Raw genomic sequence first — 19,516 nt, 5'->3', positions numbered from 1 at the left:
AAATTCTTAAAGTTGTCCCAAATTGACAACTTATTTCAAGGGTAATAAAATGTAAGTGATTTGGTTTTCCTTATCCTCTTCAGAAGTTGTATGTCTTTCGTATTTTTCTATGATCGGAGTATGAGAAAATTCAAGCCCTGAATTAAAAATCCAGCGGGAATAGATTTTAGTGTAGGTGTCATCTATCGTTTCATAGCTGCCTGCATGGGTAAACCTGGCATATTTGCCACCAAATATCATTTTTGAAGGCAGTTTTTTATGGTTAGATTGTAGGGTTGCACATGAATCATACCGGCAGTTGATTTCAGTTTTGATCAGAGGTTCGTCGGCGATAACTCCAAAATATTCTGTCCCGGTATCAGGGAATTTATTTTCCATAAACTTTTCCCACAACACCTCAATTTCTTCATTGTTGTAATAGGTTTTAATACTTTGATAATATACCTGCAACGGTTTAAAATATACAATCTCCGGTTCCAGCAGTTCGTCAGATGTTACCGGAATGATTTCATCTTCACACAGAAGTTTTTCCTTACTTAATCTTGCTGCTTTTGGTGAAATCCCAAAATGTTGTTTAAAAGCTTTGGAAAAAGAAGCAATATTGGAAAAACCAACTTCAATGGCAATAGAGGTGAGGTTTTCCTGGGTATACAGAATCCGTTTATAGGCATTTTCAACCTTTAATCTTTGTTGAAAAGCTCCTATTGTTTCTCCACAGCTGTACTTGAAAATACGCTGGATATTTCGGTAAGAATAATGGGAAATATCTTCCAGTTCCTTTACGGAAACAGGCTGATCATAATTCTTTTCCATGAAATTGATAACTCTGTAAATACAATTCAGGTTGTCTTCCATAAGCTTTGAAATTTTCAGAAATAGGTAACATGAAATAAATTACAAATAAAAGAAATAAAAAAATGTCTCAGCAATATTGTATTTTAGCTTCAGGTAAAAAACTGGAAATAATTTAAAAAAAACCAATATAAATTACCATTTTAAAACTAAAATAACAACCTAAAAGCTTTCAACAAACCATGGAAAAAGAATTGTCAGACTTAACCGATCAGGAATTATTAGAGAAGAAAAAAAGACCAAATCCAATGATATTGTCAATGCTGTAATCCTGGGAGTATTGGTTGGTATTGCTATTTATAGCATCATAGTCAAAGGGTTGGGGCTTATGACTTTTCTCCCTGTTATTTTTGCCCTTTTTGCGGTGAATAGCTGGAATAAAAACAAGAAGGCATTAGAAAAGGAATTGAGTGCCCGAAATATAAAATAAATGCAGGATTTTAACAGACAAATACAAGAGGGTGCAGTAGCGTATTTTCGCGACTGTATAAAAAATGGGGATGCTAAAGGGGCTTTAAGCTGTTTTCATCCGGAAGCGGTATACATTGACAGAGATGGGAGAGAGCTGAGAGGGCTGAATGAGATACAATTGGCAATGGATGAGATATGCAGGCTAAAAATGAATATACAAGGGGGAACACCCCATATAACGGTCGTGAATGATATTGCGATGTGGCTGGATCAGTGGGAAATGACGGGAAATGCTCCGGACGGACATCCTATAAAAATGACAGGTCATACTTCCTGCATTATGAAAAGAGATGAAAACGGAAACTGGCTGTGGCTGGTAGATAACCCTTTTGGTTCTGCTGTATTTAAAAATGATAATATGGTGTAAAGCTAAAAATAATGCTGAGCAATGTTTCTCGGTAAACAAAAAAACCTTCAGATCAAATCTGAAGGTTTTTATTTATTTACTGATGAATAATCAACTGATTTTAGTTGCGCAAAAATTGGCCGATTCCCGGAGAATCAAAAGTGAAAATATTCTGATTTTCAGACTTATCAATTTTATTGCTGATCGTTAATGCCCATAAAACTAATTCTTTACAGAAATTCTGATCTTCTGCACTCAGTTCAGACGCATTTTCTTCAACTACTGTTACCAGAGGTTCTATCTTATCAAGTTTAGCATAGAATTCTTCATCCGTATCATTGTAATTGAGTTCCAGGTGGTTTTTATTGAACCATCTGATCAGGTCGGTATAAGGTGTTTTGATTCCTTCTTTTTCCAGTTTGGAAATACGGGGAATATACGCTCAAATTGAGTAATGACCGCTTTGTCAATCAATATTTTGGCTACATAATCTGCTCCTTCCTGTTCCCCTTCGTATACCAGTTCAATTTTTCCTGTGATAGAGGGTATGATCGACATGAAATCAAGCAAACGGACTGTCGTTTTCTCTGCATCGGATTCAATTAAACGTAACTTGGCTGCTGCGACTAAGTTTTCCATAGCACTTATTGTAAGACGGGCACTTACACCACTTTTAGCATCTACATATTCACTAATACGAGCTGCAAAAGCAACTTCTTCCAAAAGGTCTTTCGCAAAATCAGGAATCTGTATCTGTGCTTTATCTTCCGCAGAAATTAAAGCTTCCTGTTCGGTAATTTGTCGGGCAAGCGCTATTGTTTTTGGATAATGAGTGAAAATCTGGGACCCGATTCTGTCTTTCAAAGGGGTAACAATACTTCCTCTATTGGTATAATCCTCCGGATTGGCTGTAAATACAAATTGAATATCAAGAGGCATTCTCAACTGGAATCCACGGATCTGAATATCTCCTTCCTGTAAAATATTAAATAAAGAAACCTGAATTCTAGCCTGTAAATCCGGTAATTCATTTAACACAAATATAGAACGGTTGGCACGCGGAATCATTCCATAATGTAAAACACGTTCATCGGAATAAGGAAGTTTTAAAGTGGCTGCTTTGATGGGATCTATATCACCAATTAAATCAGCAACATTGACATCCGGAGTAGCCAGTTTTTCATAGAAACGGTGAGAGCGGTGAACCCATGAAACAGGCGTTTTATCACCCAGTTCGGCAATGAGATCTTTTGCAAATTTTGAAATAGGATTGAATGGACTGTCATTGATCTCAGATCCTTTTACAATAGGCATATATTCATCCAGAAGGTTGACCATACTTCTTGCAATTCTTGTTTTTGCCTGTCCTCGTAATCCTAATAAATTGATATGGTGACCGGCAAGAATGGCTTTTTTCAATTGAGGAACAACGGTGTCTTCATAGCCCCAAAGCCCTTCAAAAACTGGTTCTTTAGCTCTGATCCTTGCAATTAGGTTCGCCTGGATTTCCTCATTGATTGTTTTATCTGTATATCCGGAATCTTTTAATTCTTTGAATGTAATATCGTTTTTCATTTTCTTGTAATACTAATTATCTGGTAAGATTTTTATTTTAAATATTTTTGATAGCAAGTCTGAAATCTGACCTCTGACCTCTATATTCTTCTTATTCTGTTTTTCTCGTAATCCTCAAAAATCATTTGCCCTAAACCTGATAGTCCGGTCAGGAAGGCTTTTCCTTTGTTTTGAGCTGTAAATTCCTCTACAAATTGACGCAGATAAGGATCCTGGGCAATCATAAAAGTAGTAATGGGAATTTTCAGTTTTCTGGCTTGTGCAGCTCTGTTGAGACATTGGGTGACAATTTTTTCATCCAACCCGAAACTGTTCATATAAAACTCTCCGCTAGGCAGCTGAATACAACTTGGTTTTCCATCGGTGATCATAAAAATCTGCTTATTGGTATTCCTTTTTCTGCGAAGAATATCCATTGCCAGTTCCAGACCTGCAACGGTATTGGTGTGATAAGGCCCGACTTTCAGATAGGGAAGATCTTTGATTTTGATGGGCCATGCTTCATTTCCGAAAACAATGATATCAATAGAGTCTTTTGGGTATTTCCTTTTAATCAGTTCCACAAGTGCCATAGCAACTTTCTTGGCTGGGGTAATGCGGTCTTCACCATATAAAATCATAGAGTGGCTGATGTCAATCATCAAAACCGTACTCATCTGTGCTTTATGTTTTGTCTCTTCTACGATGAGGTCGTCTTCTGTGAGGCGAAGGTCTGAAATTCCGTTATTGATCTGAGCGTTTCTTAGACTTTCAGTCATATTCACAGCGGCTAAATCATCTCCATACTGGAAGGACCGGTTTTCTCCATCCCGCTCATCTCCAATTCCTGTTTTTGTGGTACGATGGTTTCCAGCTCCGTTTTTCTTCAGTTTTCCAAAAATCTGGTCTAAGGCATACTCACGCAGGGCAGCCTCCAGCTTTGGAGTCAATATATTTTTACCTTTTCCGCTTCCCGTATTTCCTTCTTCCGGATCTTCTTCTCTGATATAGCCTCTTTTTTTCAAATCTTCTTCAAAATCCTGAAGGGTATATTCATCATTGAAAATGTCATATTCCTTGTCAAGCATATCGAGCCATTCAAAAGCTTCCTCAATATCTCCGGAGGTGTGGGTAAGCAAATCTTTGAAAACATCAAAGACCCTGTCGAAATGAGATAATTCCTCCGGCACATGTTTGCTGAATATAAAGCCTTTCTGAGGATTAAAATTTTTATCTGTCATAAGATGATAAAGCTATTTTACTGTTTGCTTTCGAATACTTCAGCTGATGTAATTAAACGGCCTGAAATATTCTATATTCTTTAATTTGTTTCAAACTGAAAAGTTAGGTAAATATCATCTTAAGATTTCTCTTGAGAAATAGAAAATACTAATGGTAGTGATATGGAAATCGTATATAATGTATTTCTTACAAAAGGTTTTTGAATCAATATAAATGTTTGTTTTTTTAACAACAAATGCACAATGAAAATTTGTGCATTCGTAGAATAGTCTGGAAAAATCAATTGTATTGTGGGTAAGCCTTCAGAGAATTTGGATGCGCTTTATTCGTGATATTTTAATCCATCTAAAGCTTTATCTACTTTTTTATTTTCACCATACACGATCATACCTACCAGATCCAGATGATATGCGGTATGTTTTGCTATTTCAAGAACATTTTCTTCACCGGATCGGGTGTCAAAGAGCTGTTGGGTATAGATCCCGATTGCCAGCTCCCGATCTTTTGACCGGCGGAATGCTCTTTGAAGTTTTTCTGTACTCTCAGCTTTATAGACAAGGGTAGGATGCTTTATAAAAGGTAAGAATTCTTCCTGGTCTGCAGTTACGAATTTTTCACCATGGGTTTCCGGAAACTGAATGGCAATGCTTCCTGCCAAAAAAGAAACAACATTAAGTTTTTGCCATGGTAACAGGTCATCTTTAATGACAACGGCTACTTTTTTATCGTACATATTTTATTTTTATACAATTAATTCCATTTGAATATTACAGCGCTCATAAGGGGTTGAACGTCCGGTTACTTTCTGGAAGCCCAGTTTGTAATACAGATTAATGGCAGGTTTCAATATGGTATTGCTTTCAAGGTATATTTTTGATGCTCCGGATTCTTGTGCTTTGCTGATGATTGCCTGTCCAAGCAGCCAGCCTATATTTTTTCCCTGTGCCTTTGGAGAAACAGCCATTTTTGCCAGCTCAAAATCATAAATAGGATCATTCATTTTTATAAGAGCACAGACACCAAGCGGTTCGTCATTGTATAAAGCCACAAGTATCTTTCCTCCTTTATTTAAAATATATTCATCAGGATTATCCAATGCTTTGTAGTCAGCCTCTTCCATTTTAAAATAGGTAGAGATCCACTCTTCATTGAGGGCTTTAAATGCTGATTGATATTTGGGTTCATAATCAACGATCTTTACATTTTTACTTTCACGGGCTTTTTTCTGTTCTTTTACTCTTGAGAGTAAAGATTTTTGTTCAAACAGATGCTCCCATTCTGCAAGTGCTTCCCAAAGATTGTATGTAGCTTCGCTGATCATCTCATCTATGGCATGATCAATATCTGTGCACTGTATTTTTATTTTGGCTGAAAATTCTTTCCCTTTTTCCGTAAGTCCTGCAATATTTCTCCTCTTATCATCTGATTTTTGATTATCCTTTACCAAACCTGCAGAGATCATTTCTTTGATGATTTTGGTTACTGAAGGTTGAGAATGTCCTATTTCTTCTGCAATCTCGGTAATGGTTTTTGAACCTTCTTCAGAGAGTACAAAGAAGACCGGGAACCATTTGGGTGAAAAATCAACCTCATACAGTTCATAAATCTTTGCGGCTTCTTCTGTCATATTTGAAGCCATAAACCGCAATCTGCTGCCCAGTGCAATTTTCCCCGTTTTTTCAAATAAATCCATAAGTATAATTAATTATATAACTAGTTATGCAAATGTAATAAATTAATTAATAAACTATGAATACGTTGAGTTAAAAAATGATTAAATATATTTAGATACGATCGAGAAAGATATCAGAGAAGCTTTCTGAGCAGTGATTTGCTGTGAAATGAAAACAATAAAGCTCCGGAATAATCCGAAGCTTTATTATTATTCTAGAAATGGTTTACCACCCTAAGTAATATTCAGGATCTAACCAGTATGGCCAGTCTAATTTAAAATGATCCTGAAGCATTTTTTCAGCTTCACAGAAAGCTCCTTCTACCCAGCCCTGCTGATCAGAATAGGCTTCACCGATAATATGGATATGCTCATCCACTAGTGGCTTTCTCATATAAGGCATAACATGTTTTACTGAAAAACCAGCTTTCCATGCATGATATCCTGCGCCATAAGGATCATCTGTCCAGTCTCTGAAATAGGTGACATACGGTTCAGGAATATCTACTTTGTCACCATGAAGTTCCCTAAGTTGGTTCATCAATTCACTTACCATGAATTGAGTTGCCTGAACATCATCCAGCTTGTGTAATTCCTCCAGTGATGCTGATTTGGCTGCTCTTACTTTAAACAGGACTTTGTCATCAGAAAGGGCTTTCCAGAATGTTTCGGTTTCCATATCACCATAACTTCCCAAGAGCATTGAGTTTTTGGTTTCAGGATCGGTACCGAAATAATAACACTGTCTCATTGGCAGGTCTGTAATAGAGTGTCCGGAATCAATATCCAGTTCTTTCCACCATGGACGCTCAAATCCCATCAGGATTTTAAAGGCCGGTTCCATAATAATAGAGCGGATATTTTTGTTGAGTTCAGTATGTTTATTAGCATCAAAAAAGAAATTATTCTGATCCAGAAGTTCAAGGGACTTTCTAGGCATGCCCAATACTATTGAATTGGCATATACTTTCCATGTCGTGTTGCTTTGTATATTCAGGAAAGTAAGCTCGTATTTATGAGTCGCGATTAAATGATGATCTTTAGTGAAAGTAATCAGTTTATTCTCAGACCAGATACGGGCTCCTTCATGTTCCATATAAGCGTTGGCTACTGCATAGGCGATGCTGTCATAACCTTCCTCAATGGTTTTGTAGGTCGTATCAGCAGAAAAATCTCCTACCATATAAGGAAATGCCTCAGCAGAATTCCAGTTAATGGTATTGGAATAATATCCCCCTGCATTAGCCAGGAATTCATATCCTTCCTGAGAAACCTGGTCTTTGATCAGATTCCAGAAACCGATATCGTTGACCAGACGCTTGTCATAAGGAGAGCCAGGGAAATTGTAAATCATTCTTGGTTTTATAGCATCCCAATCTCTACTGTCGAGTTTGAATGTAAAATCATAAATGCTAGGTCCCGAGAGAATCTTGTCTTTATAGGTTGCTGCTACCCACGGATCGGACATTAATACATTAAAAATAATTTTATTGAATAACTGATCAGAACTGAATCCCTCATCGTTTTCATTTAGAAAATAACGGGTAATCAGCTTGTTGTCCTGTTTTTGCTCTTCTGTCCATGCATTTTGTTTGAAACATTCTTTTCTAATGTACATATAGAGTTTTTCCGGTTCACCCATAGGGAACTCAACAGGGGTCATCTTATCCTTTAATACAGGGGTTCTTTTACTCAGGTCTTTTTCTTTTAACGGATACCCTTCTATTAAAGTCGTTACAATTTCCTGAGAAGTCAGATAACGCATTCCTCCGAGTTCGCCCCAGAAGTTCATTCCCGGCATAATCACGGATTCCAGTCTTCCGCCTAATCTGTCACTCATGTCGAAGACCTGTACTTCATGAGCTTTATACTTATTGTCGGTAACCAAACGGAAAGCGGTGTATAATCCGGAAGTTCCGGCACCGATAATGGCTACTTCTACTTTCAGATCGGGCTGCATTCCCGGATACAGCGGGGTATCTTTGTTTACGTTTTCTTGATTCATGGTTTTATAATTTTTAAAGTGCTAAGAAATATTTATATCCTAATCGGAAAGGGGTAATGTTAAAATCAGTTTGTCCATGTAATCAAAGTAACAAAGAAGGGGGTATATGCTCTTAGAGTGTAAATAACCAATTACTGCATTGAGTAGAAATACTGAATGGTAGGAAAAGCTTGTTTAACAGGGGGATTTTGATCTTTTAAATGGTTGGATATAGGGAGTGGGTTTTTGTTCTTTTTCATACATCATTCGACCCATTATTATTTGATGTATACAATAAAATAAACAGATGGAGAATATTTTAAAAGGCTTCAACTTTTGCAATTGATCTAAGAAAATGAGTTTACGTGAATGAAACTTAATGTTTACTTAACGTTTTAATAGTAAATAAAATTAATTTCTCTTTATTTTATCAAGGATCCATTATTACAACAAGACAAAAATTACTTTAACTTTGCTAATTAGATGCTTTATAACTATTATGAAATTTGCAAAAATAATAGTATATTGTTGAAAACTAATATCAAATGAACTTAAGTAGTCAGGAAAATTAATTTAACTGATAAACAGATATGAAATATAAATTCTTAAACTTTAAATTGAGAAAAGTTGTTCATTATTCACTGATCCTTTGTATTTTGTTGATACAGGTCATTATTGCCATATTTTTTTATAATGAATTTGTTAACGGGAAGAAGCTGAAATTTATCAAAGATCAGCTGGAGGAAAGCCGTGCACTGGGAGGATTAACCGATAATTCCAGAAAGGATTTTATGGATGCCCAGGATCATCTTCAGAAATATATGGCTACTCAGGACAACAATGAACTGCAGTTATATTTTCAGTCCTTGAGAAAGCTTAAAATGAATTTCGACAAAATTGGGGAATATGAAAATACAAGCCCTAGACTGAAAAAAACGCTGACCCTTCACAGACAGGATACACTGAAGACTGCAAAGTTGAAAACATTAATAGATTCGGTATACCAAAATTCCCTGAATCCGCCGTCAAAGGTTGAGGATAAGCAATATGAACCAGCCAAGTACAAAAATGATTTTGAAGATATCAAAATTCAGACACGTACCTATGCCGATACGGTTAAAAAGAAAGGCTTTTTCGGACGTATAAAAGATGCTGTCGCAGGAAAAGTAGATGTTCAGAAAGAGAGTACGGTGATCACAATGACCAACAACAAAACCATAGATCTTTCTCAGGTAAAATCCAAAATGGACAATACAATAAAGTCTATGGATAAGCATTATGCTGCCGAAGTAAAAAGGGTACAGTTGCTTGCCGCTCAAAAGCAAAAGAGTAATTTACAGTTTTACAGTAACTTCAGTAAGTTATTGGTTTATAGTAACGGGCTGATAGAGGTTTACGAAAACGCTATCAAGGATTTTAGATCAGAACTGGAAAAAGAATACAACCAACAAAGTTCCAATAATAACCACATCAGGACTTATCTGGTATTAGGATTGATGATTCTGATGTTTATTGTATCTATTCTGATCATGTATTTTACAAGAGTAGCATTTATCTATGAGCGAAAGCTTAATGCTGCAAATGCTGAAATTAAAAAGAACCTTAATTTTAAAAATAGAATTTTGGGAATGCTGAGCCATGACCTGAGATCCCCGTTAAAAATCATCAATATTTTTATAGATAAAATCTACAGAACGACAGAGGATGAAACAATAAAGGATTATCTTAAATCTATTAAGTTTACCAACAGCACTTTGCTTCTGCAATCTAACCAGATTCTGGAATACACAAAAAATGAAAATGCAGAGAAAGAACTGATAAAGTCAGTTTTCAATCTTAAAGAGGAGATTGGTTCTATTGTAAAGGTTATTACTCCTTATTTGGAAACCAGAAACAACAGATTTGTGGTGACAGACAGAATTCCTGAAGATTTGGTGGTATATTCTGATAACATCAGAATCAATCAGATTTTTATGAATATTCTTGGGAATGCTAATAAATTTACAGAAAACGGACAGATTGATCTCGTGATGATCACAGAACCACTTGGAGAAAATCAAATTTCCCTAATCACAACAGTTGGAGACACTGGAGTAGGAATATCAGAATCTGATCTAGGTAAAATCTTTGATCCTTATTATCAGGGGATGGTATCTGATGAAGTAGATAATCTGGGTGCCGGACTGGGTCTTAATCTGGTAAAAGAAATTGTAGAACTTTTCGATGGTGATATATCGGTTGAAAGTAAGCTGCATAAAGGAACGAAAGTGACATTCAGGATCAATTTAAATTATAATAATAATGGAAATGCCAATTCAAAATAAAGAGATTATATTTCTGCTGGCAGACGATCACAGTATTGTGCGTCAGGGGATGGAAATTGTGATCAGTGATATTGCTCCTCAAGCTATAGTTTATCAGGCTTCGTCCTTACATCAGGTATTGGAGCATATAAAATCAAAAAGCATTGAAATGGCAATCATTGATGCTCATTTTCCGGACGGAAACAGCCTGCATATCTTACCTCAGATGAAAAGTGTAAATCCTGATATTAAGATTTTGATTTTTACAGGACTTGAAGAGGATCTGCATGGCCTAAAATTTATCAAAGCAGGTGCTAATGGCTATCTCAGCAAACTGAGCGAAGAAGATGAGGTAAGAGAAGCAATTACAACTTTTATAGAGAAAGGAGAATATTTCTCTGAACTTCTGCGGAATCTATCGATACAACTTGTTTCCAATCCGGATCTTATAAGCCCTCTCAACAGCTTAACCAAGCGGGAAATGCAGATTGCAGAACTTTATGCTGAAGGATATGGTAACCTGGAAATTTCGAATAGTCTGGACATAAAACAAAATACAGTAAGCACAATCAAAAAAAATATCTTTGAAAAACTAAAGATTGAAAATATAATTGAGCTTGTCGACCTTGTCAAAACCCACCATAAACTCTAGTGTTTACAAGGGATTACTCACTTCTTGCCGTCAGAATTTTTTATTTTATCGATAAATATCTATAAGATGATCGATTTGTATCGATGGGGTTTATAGATGATTTTATTTTGTAATGTTGTTCCTTTGTACTGTGAAATTTAAGTAATGAAAAAAGTAAATGAGAAATGCTTTTTTAGTTTAAAATTTCATACACAAAAACAACAAATGATTATAATTATTCAATTAAAGGATAATTATGAAAGACACAAATGATGAAATTAATAAACACTGATGAAAAAAGAAGTGTATGAGTAATCTTAGACAGGATTCTTAAAAAGCCAAATGAAAAACACAAATACATATAGTGAGGTTCGGTTGATAGGTTACGAGTACAAACAAAAAAGGAGGCAAATAGCCTCTTTTTTTGTTTTTGGATACAATTTTTTAGTTACTTAACATATTGATGAATATGATTATACAGAAATTCTCTTGGATTATCCCTGGTAATCAGCTCTAACTCATTCTCCGTTAATCTTCCTGAAGTGTCTGCCCACATCTGTTTATCACTTTTCTGGCTCCGTACCACGTAAAAATCACTTCCATACAGAATACGGTCACTGATTCGGCTGTCTTTTTTTAAAAGCGATTTTAAAAGCGGAAATATATTTTCATCATGAAGGATGTAGCTGATGTCGGCATATACATTAGGATGCTGTAACATCAGACTGTAAATAACCGCAAACCATGAGTTATGACGCCATGAATTTTCCAGGGCAGTAGGAATGAAATTAATGCCTTTACCCACTGGATTGGTGAATCCGTTTTCAGAGAGATACCTGTCTCGCTCCATATATTTTGTCCATTCATCTTCCCCTCCGAAATGTCCGAAACAGATTTTAAGCTCATGCAGGTTTTTAGCAAGCGGTTGATCTTTCCCTGTATAACCGAAGAGAGCATATAAAGAATCATCATTGTAATATTCCAGAAGTTTTTTCAAATACTCTTCATTCAACAGACAAAGGTAATTGAGAGGATGTGTAAAATTGGTCGAAAAGTCACTGTTGGTAAGCTCATACAGGGCCAGCGGTTCACTTTTTCCTTTTTCTCCGGTAGACTGCATAAAGACAGGATGGCTGTTCCATTCTTTCTTTTTGTTACCCCGATAATAAATAGTTCCTCTGATACAGTGATTCAGAACAGGTACCTGATTTTCACAAGCCCATAACATTAAGGGCAGAATATCTTTATCAAAAGGGTAATATCCAAGAGCAGGATAGGTTTTGATTCCTCTGAAATTTTCATGTACAATACAGTTTTTTATTTCATCAAAATAAGTAGAATCATCCTTTATCCTTCTGGGGTCAGCAAATACGAAAGGAAGACAAGTTTTGGGTTTGGTCCTTCTGAGCTTTTTAAGCTCTTCAAGTTGTTCCCGGTAGCTGGATTTGGAAACGCCGGCATCCATATAATCCATATCCATGGGAAGAACTACAAAACGTGAATCTGCAGGATATTGCTTTTCTAACATTCTGAATATCGTCATTTGACTTTTGTGAAATGCAAAACGGCCTATACTGATGTACCGCTTAAGGTATGCCTTCGTTTCAGGGCCAGGAAGTATACGTAGGATTTGAAAAAGACTTTTGGCAATAAAGATAATCAATGTTCTTCCGGATTTGATCAGTAAAAATAGTATCAATACAATCAAAACTCTCAGTATTGGGTGCTGTGGGCTAGGAAGCAGATAAATATTTTGCATAAAGCGATTAAGCCATTCAATATATCCGAACCAGACCTCATGGTGATATTTTCCTTCCAGGTAGCCGAAAAAGAGAATCAGCAATGTATCTACAGTAAGTATCACTGCAATAGGAATGGTAATAAAAGGAACTTTCTGAAGAAACCATTTAACACGAAAATGAAAGGCCTGCCAAGCTTTGTAGGGACGCTTATATTGCCATTTTGTAGGAACCCGGTAATACCATCTGAAAAAGTTGATGATAAGTCTTATCGTGAGAATAGATTCAAGACCTGCCGGTAGAAGTTTTTTACCCAGAAACTGTGGAATATGGTCTCCGGTAAAAGTATGGGTATGGCAGTTAATGAACGGATTCCGTTTTTTTTCAGATAAATCCGGGTCTGATATAGTTTTCATGAATAAGTAAGTGAGGGATTAGTTTGGAGCCTAATTTACAAACAAAATATCATATGAGATTCTTTCCTTTTTGAAATAAAGAAATAGCCGATAATTCAGTTTTTGGCAACAATAGATAGAGGGCTAGTGGGTATTTTTTATCAAATGATAAATGGATGCTGTGATCTATCTCTTAGTTTTGTGTCAAAAAAAAGATGTCAGGAGAAAAGGATTTAGCGGTTCTGCTTCAGAACATGGAACCCGTATTGAATGCTGGTGAATATGTGTTTTGTACGGTTGAAAATTTAGGTGAGATAAAGGATATAGAAAAGATCCTGTTTTTCTTTCGGGAAGCCGAAGCCGTTACCATCGTTTTAGAAAAAGCTATAGCAGAGGAATGGGGGATGAATTACAGTTATATTTCTTCATGGATCACCCTGAATATCCATTCCTCCCTGGAAGCAGTAGGGCTTACTGCAGCTTTTGCAAATGCCCTGAAACAGGAAAATATCAGCTGTAATGTAGTGGCAGCTTATTTTCATGATCATATTTTTGTTGCCAAAGAAGATGCTGAAAACGCAATGAAAGCTCTTGAAGCTTTAAAAAATAATTGATACAAAACTCTTACTTTGTTTTTTACGGTTAATTTTTAACTTTATGCTTATTATTCACGTCTCTTTTTAACGCTGAATTTTGTTTCAAAGAGTGCTGCCATCAGTAAAAATGGCATTTCTATCGCAGATGGATTTTATCTTGATAAGAATAGGATAGAGAGAATGATGAAAGAAAACTAAAAAAAATATGGAAATAAGATGTCCTAGCTGTCATGAAATTTTTAAAGCAGACCTTGATCAGGAACTGTTTATTGGAGGGGCCATACAAAGAGGCCAACGTCTGATCATGACCGATTGCCCCAAGTGTTATAAACACATCCCCATAAACCCAGCTGATTTATTATCAATGGAAGCTCAAAAAGATGAAGATAAAAAGAACAGTCAATTGGATGGTACCGACTGTCCGGTTTGTTCTGATGGTATTGTAAGCTATATTGATGACGGAAATAAAAAGTTTTGGGGATGCGGAGAATGTGGGAATGTCTGGTTCTCAGAAAAAGATCTTCACAAATCTGTTTTAAATAAAAAAATTAGATGATCATAATTATTTATTCTATTCAGAAAGGATAACTAATTGCCATTAAATTTTCGGATTTTGAATTGTCTGGATAAACCCCATAAATGTCCTGTTCAATAGGTTTTTCAATGTTCTGCCTGTTTTTGTGTTTTATGTTTGCAGCATAATTACAAAAATAAACGACAATGAAAGCAATCAGAAAAATCTCAGCCGTAAGCTTATTATGCTTAACTCTTTTTACAGTAGTGACAATGTCCTGTACTGAAGAAAATGAGCCTCCCACGGTACAAGAGATACAAAATTGGAACCACCAAACTGCCAAAACCCAATTCGTAAACGTTAAAGGAAATGCTATTGCATACCGCGTTTTAGGAAAAGAAAATGGAACCCCACTGATCCTTTTGCCGGGATTGGGAGGTTCGATGGATGATTGGGATCCTGCAGTGACAGACGGATTGGCAAAAAAATACAAAGTAATCATCTTCGACAATCAGGGAGTTGCTTCGTCAAAGGGAACTACTCCAAATACTGTTCAGGCTATGGCCGATGATGCGGTTGATTTTATCAAAGCTTTACATTTGGAGAAAGTAAATATCATGGGATTTTCTATGGGAGGATTTATTGCGCAGAGAATAGTGCTTACTAATCCGGCACTCATCAATAAAGTGATTTTAACGGGGACAGGGCCGCAAGGAGCCATCGGATTGTCTAACTTACCTAATATTGTTGCCGGAACAGCAGGATTAAGTCCTGAAGCTTCGTTTCTAAAATTTGGATTTACAGAATCTGCCCAAAGTATTACAGAGGGAAAAGCATCCTTTGCAAGAATCCAGCTTCGCACAGTAGACAGAGATCTTCCGTTAAGCGATATTACTTCAAACTCACAGTTTACTGCAGTATTGACCTGGGCTCAGCCGAATGCTGATGCTCTTACCGAAATAAAAAAGATCAAAAATCCTGTGCTGATTGTTCATGGTGAAAATGACCTTCCGGTATCTGTTCAGAATGCTAAAAATATGGCGCAGAACTTAGACCATGCAGAACTGGTGATTTTCCCGGATTCAGGACATGCTTCTTTCTATCAATACCATGATAATTTTGTAGGGAAAGCAATTGAGTTTCTTGGGAAATAAGTGGAATATTAAAATTGAGATATAAAAAAACTCGCTGATTATGAACAGCGAGTTTTTGTTTTTTATTGATGGAAAGACTTAGCTGAATTTCTTCACAGCCTCCACACTCACAGGAGTAAAGAAGTTAATCATATTTCCATCCGGATCACAGAACAGAAGTGATCTGTTTCCCCAAGGCATGGTTGTCGGTTCCTGGATAATTTCTGAAGTTATGCCTTTGATTCTTTCATATTCTTCGTCCACATTGTTAACCAAAAATTCGATAATGATTGATTTTGTTCCGGTAAAATCGGTCATACCTTCCGAAAACATTTGCATTGTCCGCGTACTTCCAATTGCGATTGTAATAGAATCGGTGGAAAGCTCTGCAAAATCTTCAGTATACCATCGGGCAGCTGCTCCAATAGCTTTTTCGTAAAATTCTACTGATGCTTTGATGTCTTTTGTAATAATTCTTAATGACGTTAATTTCATGTTGTTTAAATTTAAAACAAAAGTAGGGTAGAGTGGTGACAACAGGATGTCAGTAGAAATTAATGAATTTTATTTTTTTACTGAATATCAAGAATAGGATAGGGAAAATAAAAAATCCCGATTCAAATCGGGATTTTATGTTATTTTATGGAGTGGTTATCTGTTGAATGACAAAAGTCTCCGTATCCGTTGTATGGGCTGAGAAATATCCCAAAGCTCCATTGTTGATATTACTGGGTGGGTTGGCTGGTGTGGCACTTCCGCCATTGCCTCCGGAAATCTGAAGCAAAGCACTGTAATAAGTAAATATATTGTTATCTATGCTTTGCATCTCTACATGTATTTTATCTCCCACTACCACTTCATGATCTCTGCCTTTATTATCATCATTCGGAAGAATAAGAGGCTGCTGGTTAGGCAATCCGTTATTGACATTGTCCGAAAAAGTATTCATGTATTTTTTAGGAAGCTCATTGATTGTAAAACTAAAAAGATAGCGGTTTCCCAATGGCATAGGATCGGTAAAAATCGGTAAAAGGGTATAAGTAGCTTTATCACCAAATTTGAAAGAACTCTGTTCTAACCCTTCAAAATCAACAACTTCCGGCATCTTGCTCTGAGCGGTATATTGCTTTCCATCAGCCTGTACTTTCAGGGTATACGTTCTGCCTGGTGCTCCCACAAAAGTAGAGGTTTGGTACATTCCATTTCCTGCGTACTGAAGAGTTTCGGTCTGTCCCATATCATCACTCAAAATAACCTGGGCTCCGGTTACGGCTGGGTATTGGTTGGGTTCTGAAAAACCAACTGATTTTGTAATTTTTACGGTGTAAGGTCCCGGTTTATTGGTCACATTTCCTTCGATGACAATGTTTCCGCTCTGATCGTTTAGATCCAGATCAATCTCTTTTTCACAAGACGTTAAAGTGAAGAGAGCGAATATAATATAAAATGTATTTTTCATGATTTAGAATTTGAAATTATAAGTGATGTTTGGTACCCAGCGGAATAAAGAAGTCTGCATAGCGCGTGTTGTTCCAGGTCTGTCAGGATTGTCTTCAAAATTAATAGTATAAGCGTTTTCACGGCCATACAGGTTATAAATACCGAACGTCCATGAACCACGGAATCGTTTATTGGAGCTTGGTTCATAAGTAGCACTTACGTCCATTCTGTGATAAGAAGGCATTCTGTCTGCATTTCTGCTGCTGTACTGGAATATAGTTTGTCCGTTCAGCTCATATTTCCCGGTAGGAAAGGTAACCGCATTTCCTGTACTGTAAACAAAAAGTCCGGAAAGAGACCATTTTGGATTAAGCTGGTAAGTGGCAACGATGGAAAGATCATGGGTTTTATCCATTCTTGCATTGTACCATTCATTATTATTAATTCCGTCGATCTTTCTTTCTGTTTTAGAAAGGGTATAGGAGATCCATCCCGTAAGTTTTCCGCTTTTCTTTTTGGCGATAAGTTCCAGACCATAGGCTCTTCCTTTTCCAAACAAAAGCTCGCTTTCTACATCGGATCCCGTATCAAAACCAATCTGAGCCCCGTTTTTGAAGTCGATTTGGTTTTGCATAGACTTATAATATACTTCAGCGTTTAATTCATAATTATTATTGTTGAAGTTTCTGCTGTAGCCCATACTGATCTGGTCTGAAATTTCAGGTTTTACCGTATAGCTGCTTCCTATCCATTGGTCAGTAGGATTTCCACTGTTACTGTTGCTTAAAAGGTGAAGATTCTGGGTATTACGGGAATAACCTCCTTTCACACTGCTGACCTCATTGATGCGGTAGTTGGCACTAATTCGCGGTTCAAGATTCGTGTATGTTTTCCCGAATTTTCCTTTCTCTAAGAATTTACTGTCGGTAATCACGCCATTTTCATAGGTATTGAAGGTATCGCCTCCAAGGACACTGAACATAGAAAGCCTTAGTCCGTAATTGATCGTTAGCTTTTCTGTTGCTTTATAATCATCATTGATGTAAACAGCATTTTCCCATGAGTATCTTGGATTTCTGGCAAAACTGCTCACCGTAGTGCCGGAAGCGCTGCTTGGAGTAAGCGTATGGTAAATCGACTGAAGACCGAAACGCACTGAATGTTTGTTTCCTGCAAACCATGTGAAATCCTGCTTAAGGTTCCAGTCCTGTATTTTTGAATTTAAATCAAATACAGTGTCATCATTTTTCAGACTGATTTTATAATCATAATTACTATAGATGAAAGACGTATTGGAGAATAGCTTACTGCTGATAATACTGTTCCATCTCAAAGTTGCTGTCGTATTTCCCCAGTCTGTATTGAAAGTATCTCCCAGACCCAGTACATCTCTTCCAAAATATCCGGATAGATAAATACGGTTGTTTTCATTGATCTGATAGTTCGCTTTCAGGTTAAGATCATAGAAGTATAGTTTGTTGTCTTTATAATCCTTGTTGCTTTTCAGGAATAAATCAGCATAGGTTCTTCTTCCTGAAACAATGAATGAAGATTTCTCCTTTTGAATAGGCCCTTCTACACTCAGTCTGCTGCTGATAAGACCAATTCCACCATTCACATTATAGTCTTTATTATTCCCGTCTTTCATTTTGACATCCAGTACAGAAGCAAGACGGCCTCCATATTGGGCAGGGCTGTTTCCTTTAATGATGCTGGCATCTTTCAGGGCATCACTGTTGAATGTACTGAAAAAGCCAAGAAGGTGAGAGGCATTGTAAACCGGAGCTTCATCCAGTAATATCAGGTTCTGATCTGTGGCTCCCCCTCTTACACTGAATCCGCTGCTTCCTTCCCCGTTACTTTTGATACCAGGTAAAAGCTGTATGGTTTTCATAACGTCTTTTTCCCCGAAAAGAACAGGTAGTTTCTCTATACTTTTAATGCTTAACGTTTCCGTTCCCATTTGGGCAGATGTTAAGTTTTTATCCTTTTTAATGCCGCTTATAACGACTTCATCAATTGCTTTTGAGACTTCTTCCTGTTGAATAAGAGGAAGATCAATTTTTATATTTTTGTCAACGGTTATCTGCTGTTCAAAATCTTTGTATCCGGGATTCGAAATAATGATGGTATACTTGCCTTCAGGTAATGAAAGTGAGTAAAAACCATATTCGTTGGCGACAACATTAATCGTGGGATCTTCACTTACTTTTACAGATACTCCGATGAGCAGTTCCCCGTTTTTTTTGTCTTTCACGGTTCCACTTACAGAATAAGCTTGCTGGGCCATTGCCAGGGTGCTGAAGCAGAGCGCAGCGGTAGCTGCGGTAATTTTAAAAAAGGATGTTTGCATTAGTTTATTTTAAAGTAGTAGATCTCTTGTATATGAATTAATGTTTTGATGATACATGATTAGTTGGATGAATAGGAGATTAGTTACACCTAAAGCTTTAATTATGAAATAAATCCATCCCCAAAAAGCTTTTTACAGCATTATCCCGATATTTATAAAATAAGAATAAGTGAGAATTGTTAGACGAAAAATAATATTATGTAGTGGATATTATTTTATTCGTACGTTTTCTTTATTATTGAAATTAAATAAATTCTTTTCTATTTCTTGGTGTATTTTATTTTAAAATAG

General features: G+C 36.5%; 15 protein-coding genes and 1 pseudogene. 6 read left to right on the top strand and 10 right to left on the bottom strand.

The annotated features are described in order from the left end of the window. Positions 1–30: 30 nt before the first annotated feature. Complete coding sequence (locus LF886_RS15655; protein WP_236850422.1) at positions 31–855, bottom strand: GyrI-like domain-containing protein; 825 nt, start codon at positions 853–855, stop codon at positions 31–33. 427 nt (positions 856–1,282) lie between these two features. Between LF886_RS15655 and LF886_RS15650 the strand changes: the two genes are divergently transcribed. Then, entirely contained in the window at positions 1,283–1,690 is a 408-nt protein-coding gene (locus LF886_RS15650) for a YybH family protein (protein ID WP_236850421.1), read from the top strand. Between the two features lie 100 nt (positions 1,691–1,790). On the opposite strand, the pseudogene LF886_RS15645 reads toward LF886_RS15650, so the two are convergent. The 5 genes and pseudogenes from LF886_RS15645 to LF886_RS15625 form a co-directional block, all read right to left on the bottom strand. Then, a pseudogene (locus tag LF886_RS15645) lies at positions 1,791–3,244 on the bottom strand (sigma 54-interacting transcriptional regulator). A gap of 80 nt (positions 3,245–3,324) precedes the next feature. Next, positions 3,325–4,464, bottom strand: a complete 1,140-nt coding sequence (locus LF886_RS15640; RefSeq protein ID WP_236850419.1) for a vWA domain-containing protein — start codon at positions 4,462–4,464, stop codon at positions 3,325–3,327. A gap of 323 nt (positions 4,465–4,787) precedes the next feature. Next, positions 4,788–5,198 (bottom strand): DUF2000 domain-containing protein, encoded by a 411-nt coding sequence (locus LF886_RS15635; RefSeq protein WP_236850417.1) that lies wholly within the window; start codon positions 5,196–5,198, stop codon positions 4,788–4,790. 9 nt (positions 5,199–5,207) lie between these two features. Next, a complete protein-coding gene (locus LF886_RS15630; protein ID WP_236850416.1) occupies positions 5,208–6,158 on the bottom strand; it encodes a helix-turn-helix domain-containing GNAT family N-acetyltransferase in 951 nt (316 codons plus the stop codon). Between the two features lie 205 nt (positions 6,159–6,363). Further along, positions 6,364–8,142, bottom strand: a complete 1,779-nt coding sequence (locus LF886_RS15625; RefSeq protein ID WP_236850414.1) for a flavin monoamine oxidase family protein — start codon at positions 8,140–8,142, stop codon at positions 6,364–6,366. A 569-nt stretch (positions 8,143–8,711) separates the two neighbouring features. Here LF886_RS15625 and LF886_RS15620 point away from each other — a divergent pair. Further along, positions 8,712–10,445, top strand: coding sequence for a sensor histidine kinase (locus LF886_RS15620; RefSeq protein WP_236850410.1), 1,734 nt, complete (start codon positions 8,712–8,714; stop codon positions 10,443–10,445). Further along, positions 10,423–11,076 carry a response regulator transcription factor gene (locus LF886_RS15615; RefSeq protein ID WP_236850409.1) on the top strand — a complete coding sequence of 218 codons (654 nt, stop codon included), beginning with the start codon at positions 10,423–10,425 and terminating at the stop codon, positions 11,074–11,076. The genes LF886_RS15620 and LF886_RS15615 overlap by 23 nt, the downstream gene beginning before the upstream one ends. 427 nt (positions 11,077–11,503) lie before the next feature. Here LF886_RS15615 and LF886_RS15610 read toward each other — a convergent pair whose 3' ends face one another. Then, complete coding sequence (locus tag LF886_RS15610; protein WP_236850407.1) at positions 11,504–13,210, bottom strand: amidohydrolase family protein; 1,707 nt, start codon at positions 13,208–13,210, stop codon at positions 11,504–11,506. A gap of 194 nt (positions 13,211–13,404) precedes the next feature. On the opposite strand from LF886_RS15610, the gene LF886_RS15605 reads away from it, so the two are divergent. From LF886_RS15605 to LF886_RS15595, 3 genes are all read left to right on the top strand, one after another. Further along, the gene (locus LF886_RS15605; protein WP_236850406.1) at positions 13,405–13,803 is read left to right on the top strand and encodes an ACT domain-containing protein; all 399 of its coding nucleotides are present in this window, start codon (positions 13,405–13,407) and stop codon (positions 13,801–13,803) included. A 187-nt stretch (positions 13,804–13,990) separates the two neighbouring features. Next, positions 13,991–14,341: a hypothetical protein gene (locus tag LF886_RS15600; protein WP_236850404.1), complete on the top strand. Its 351-nt coding sequence runs from the start codon at positions 13,991–13,993 to the stop codon at positions 14,339–14,341. Positions 14,342–14,505: 164 nt separating this feature from the next. Beyond that, the gene (locus LF886_RS15595) at positions 14,506–15,453 is read left to right on the top strand and encodes an alpha/beta fold hydrolase (protein ID WP_236850402.1); all 948 of its coding nucleotides are present in this window, start codon (positions 14,506–14,508) and stop codon (positions 15,451–15,453) included. Between the two features lie 78 nt (positions 15,454–15,531). Here the strand turns inward: LF886_RS15595 and LF886_RS15590 are convergent, their stop codons facing one another. From LF886_RS15590 to LF886_RS15580, 3 genes are all read right to left on the bottom strand, one after another. After that, positions 15,532–15,927, bottom strand: a complete 396-nt coding sequence (locus LF886_RS15590) for a VOC family protein (RefSeq protein ID WP_109738198.1) — start codon at positions 15,925–15,927, stop codon at positions 15,532–15,534. 145 nt (positions 15,928–16,072) lie between these two features. Next, entirely contained in the window at positions 16,073–16,891 is an 819-nt protein-coding gene (locus LF886_RS15585; RefSeq protein WP_236850400.1) for a DUF4249 domain-containing protein, read from the bottom strand. Positions 16,892–16,894: 3 nt separating this feature from the next. Then, on the bottom strand, positions 16,895–19,225 hold the full coding sequence (locus LF886_RS15580; protein ID WP_236850399.1) for a TonB-dependent receptor: 2,331 nt from the start codon (positions 19,223–19,225) through the stop codon (positions 16,895–16,897). Positions 19,226–19,516: the final 291 nt, after the last annotated feature.

Origin of the sequence: Chryseobacterium sp. MEBOG07, from assembly GCF_021869745.1 — a bacterium.
GTDB lineage: Bacteria > Bacteroidota > Bacteroidia > Flavobacteriales > Weeksellaceae > Chryseobacterium > Chryseobacterium viscerum.
The sequence above is the reverse complement of the archived record's forward strand: the minus strand, read 5'-3'. Positions and strand labels throughout refer to the sequence as shown.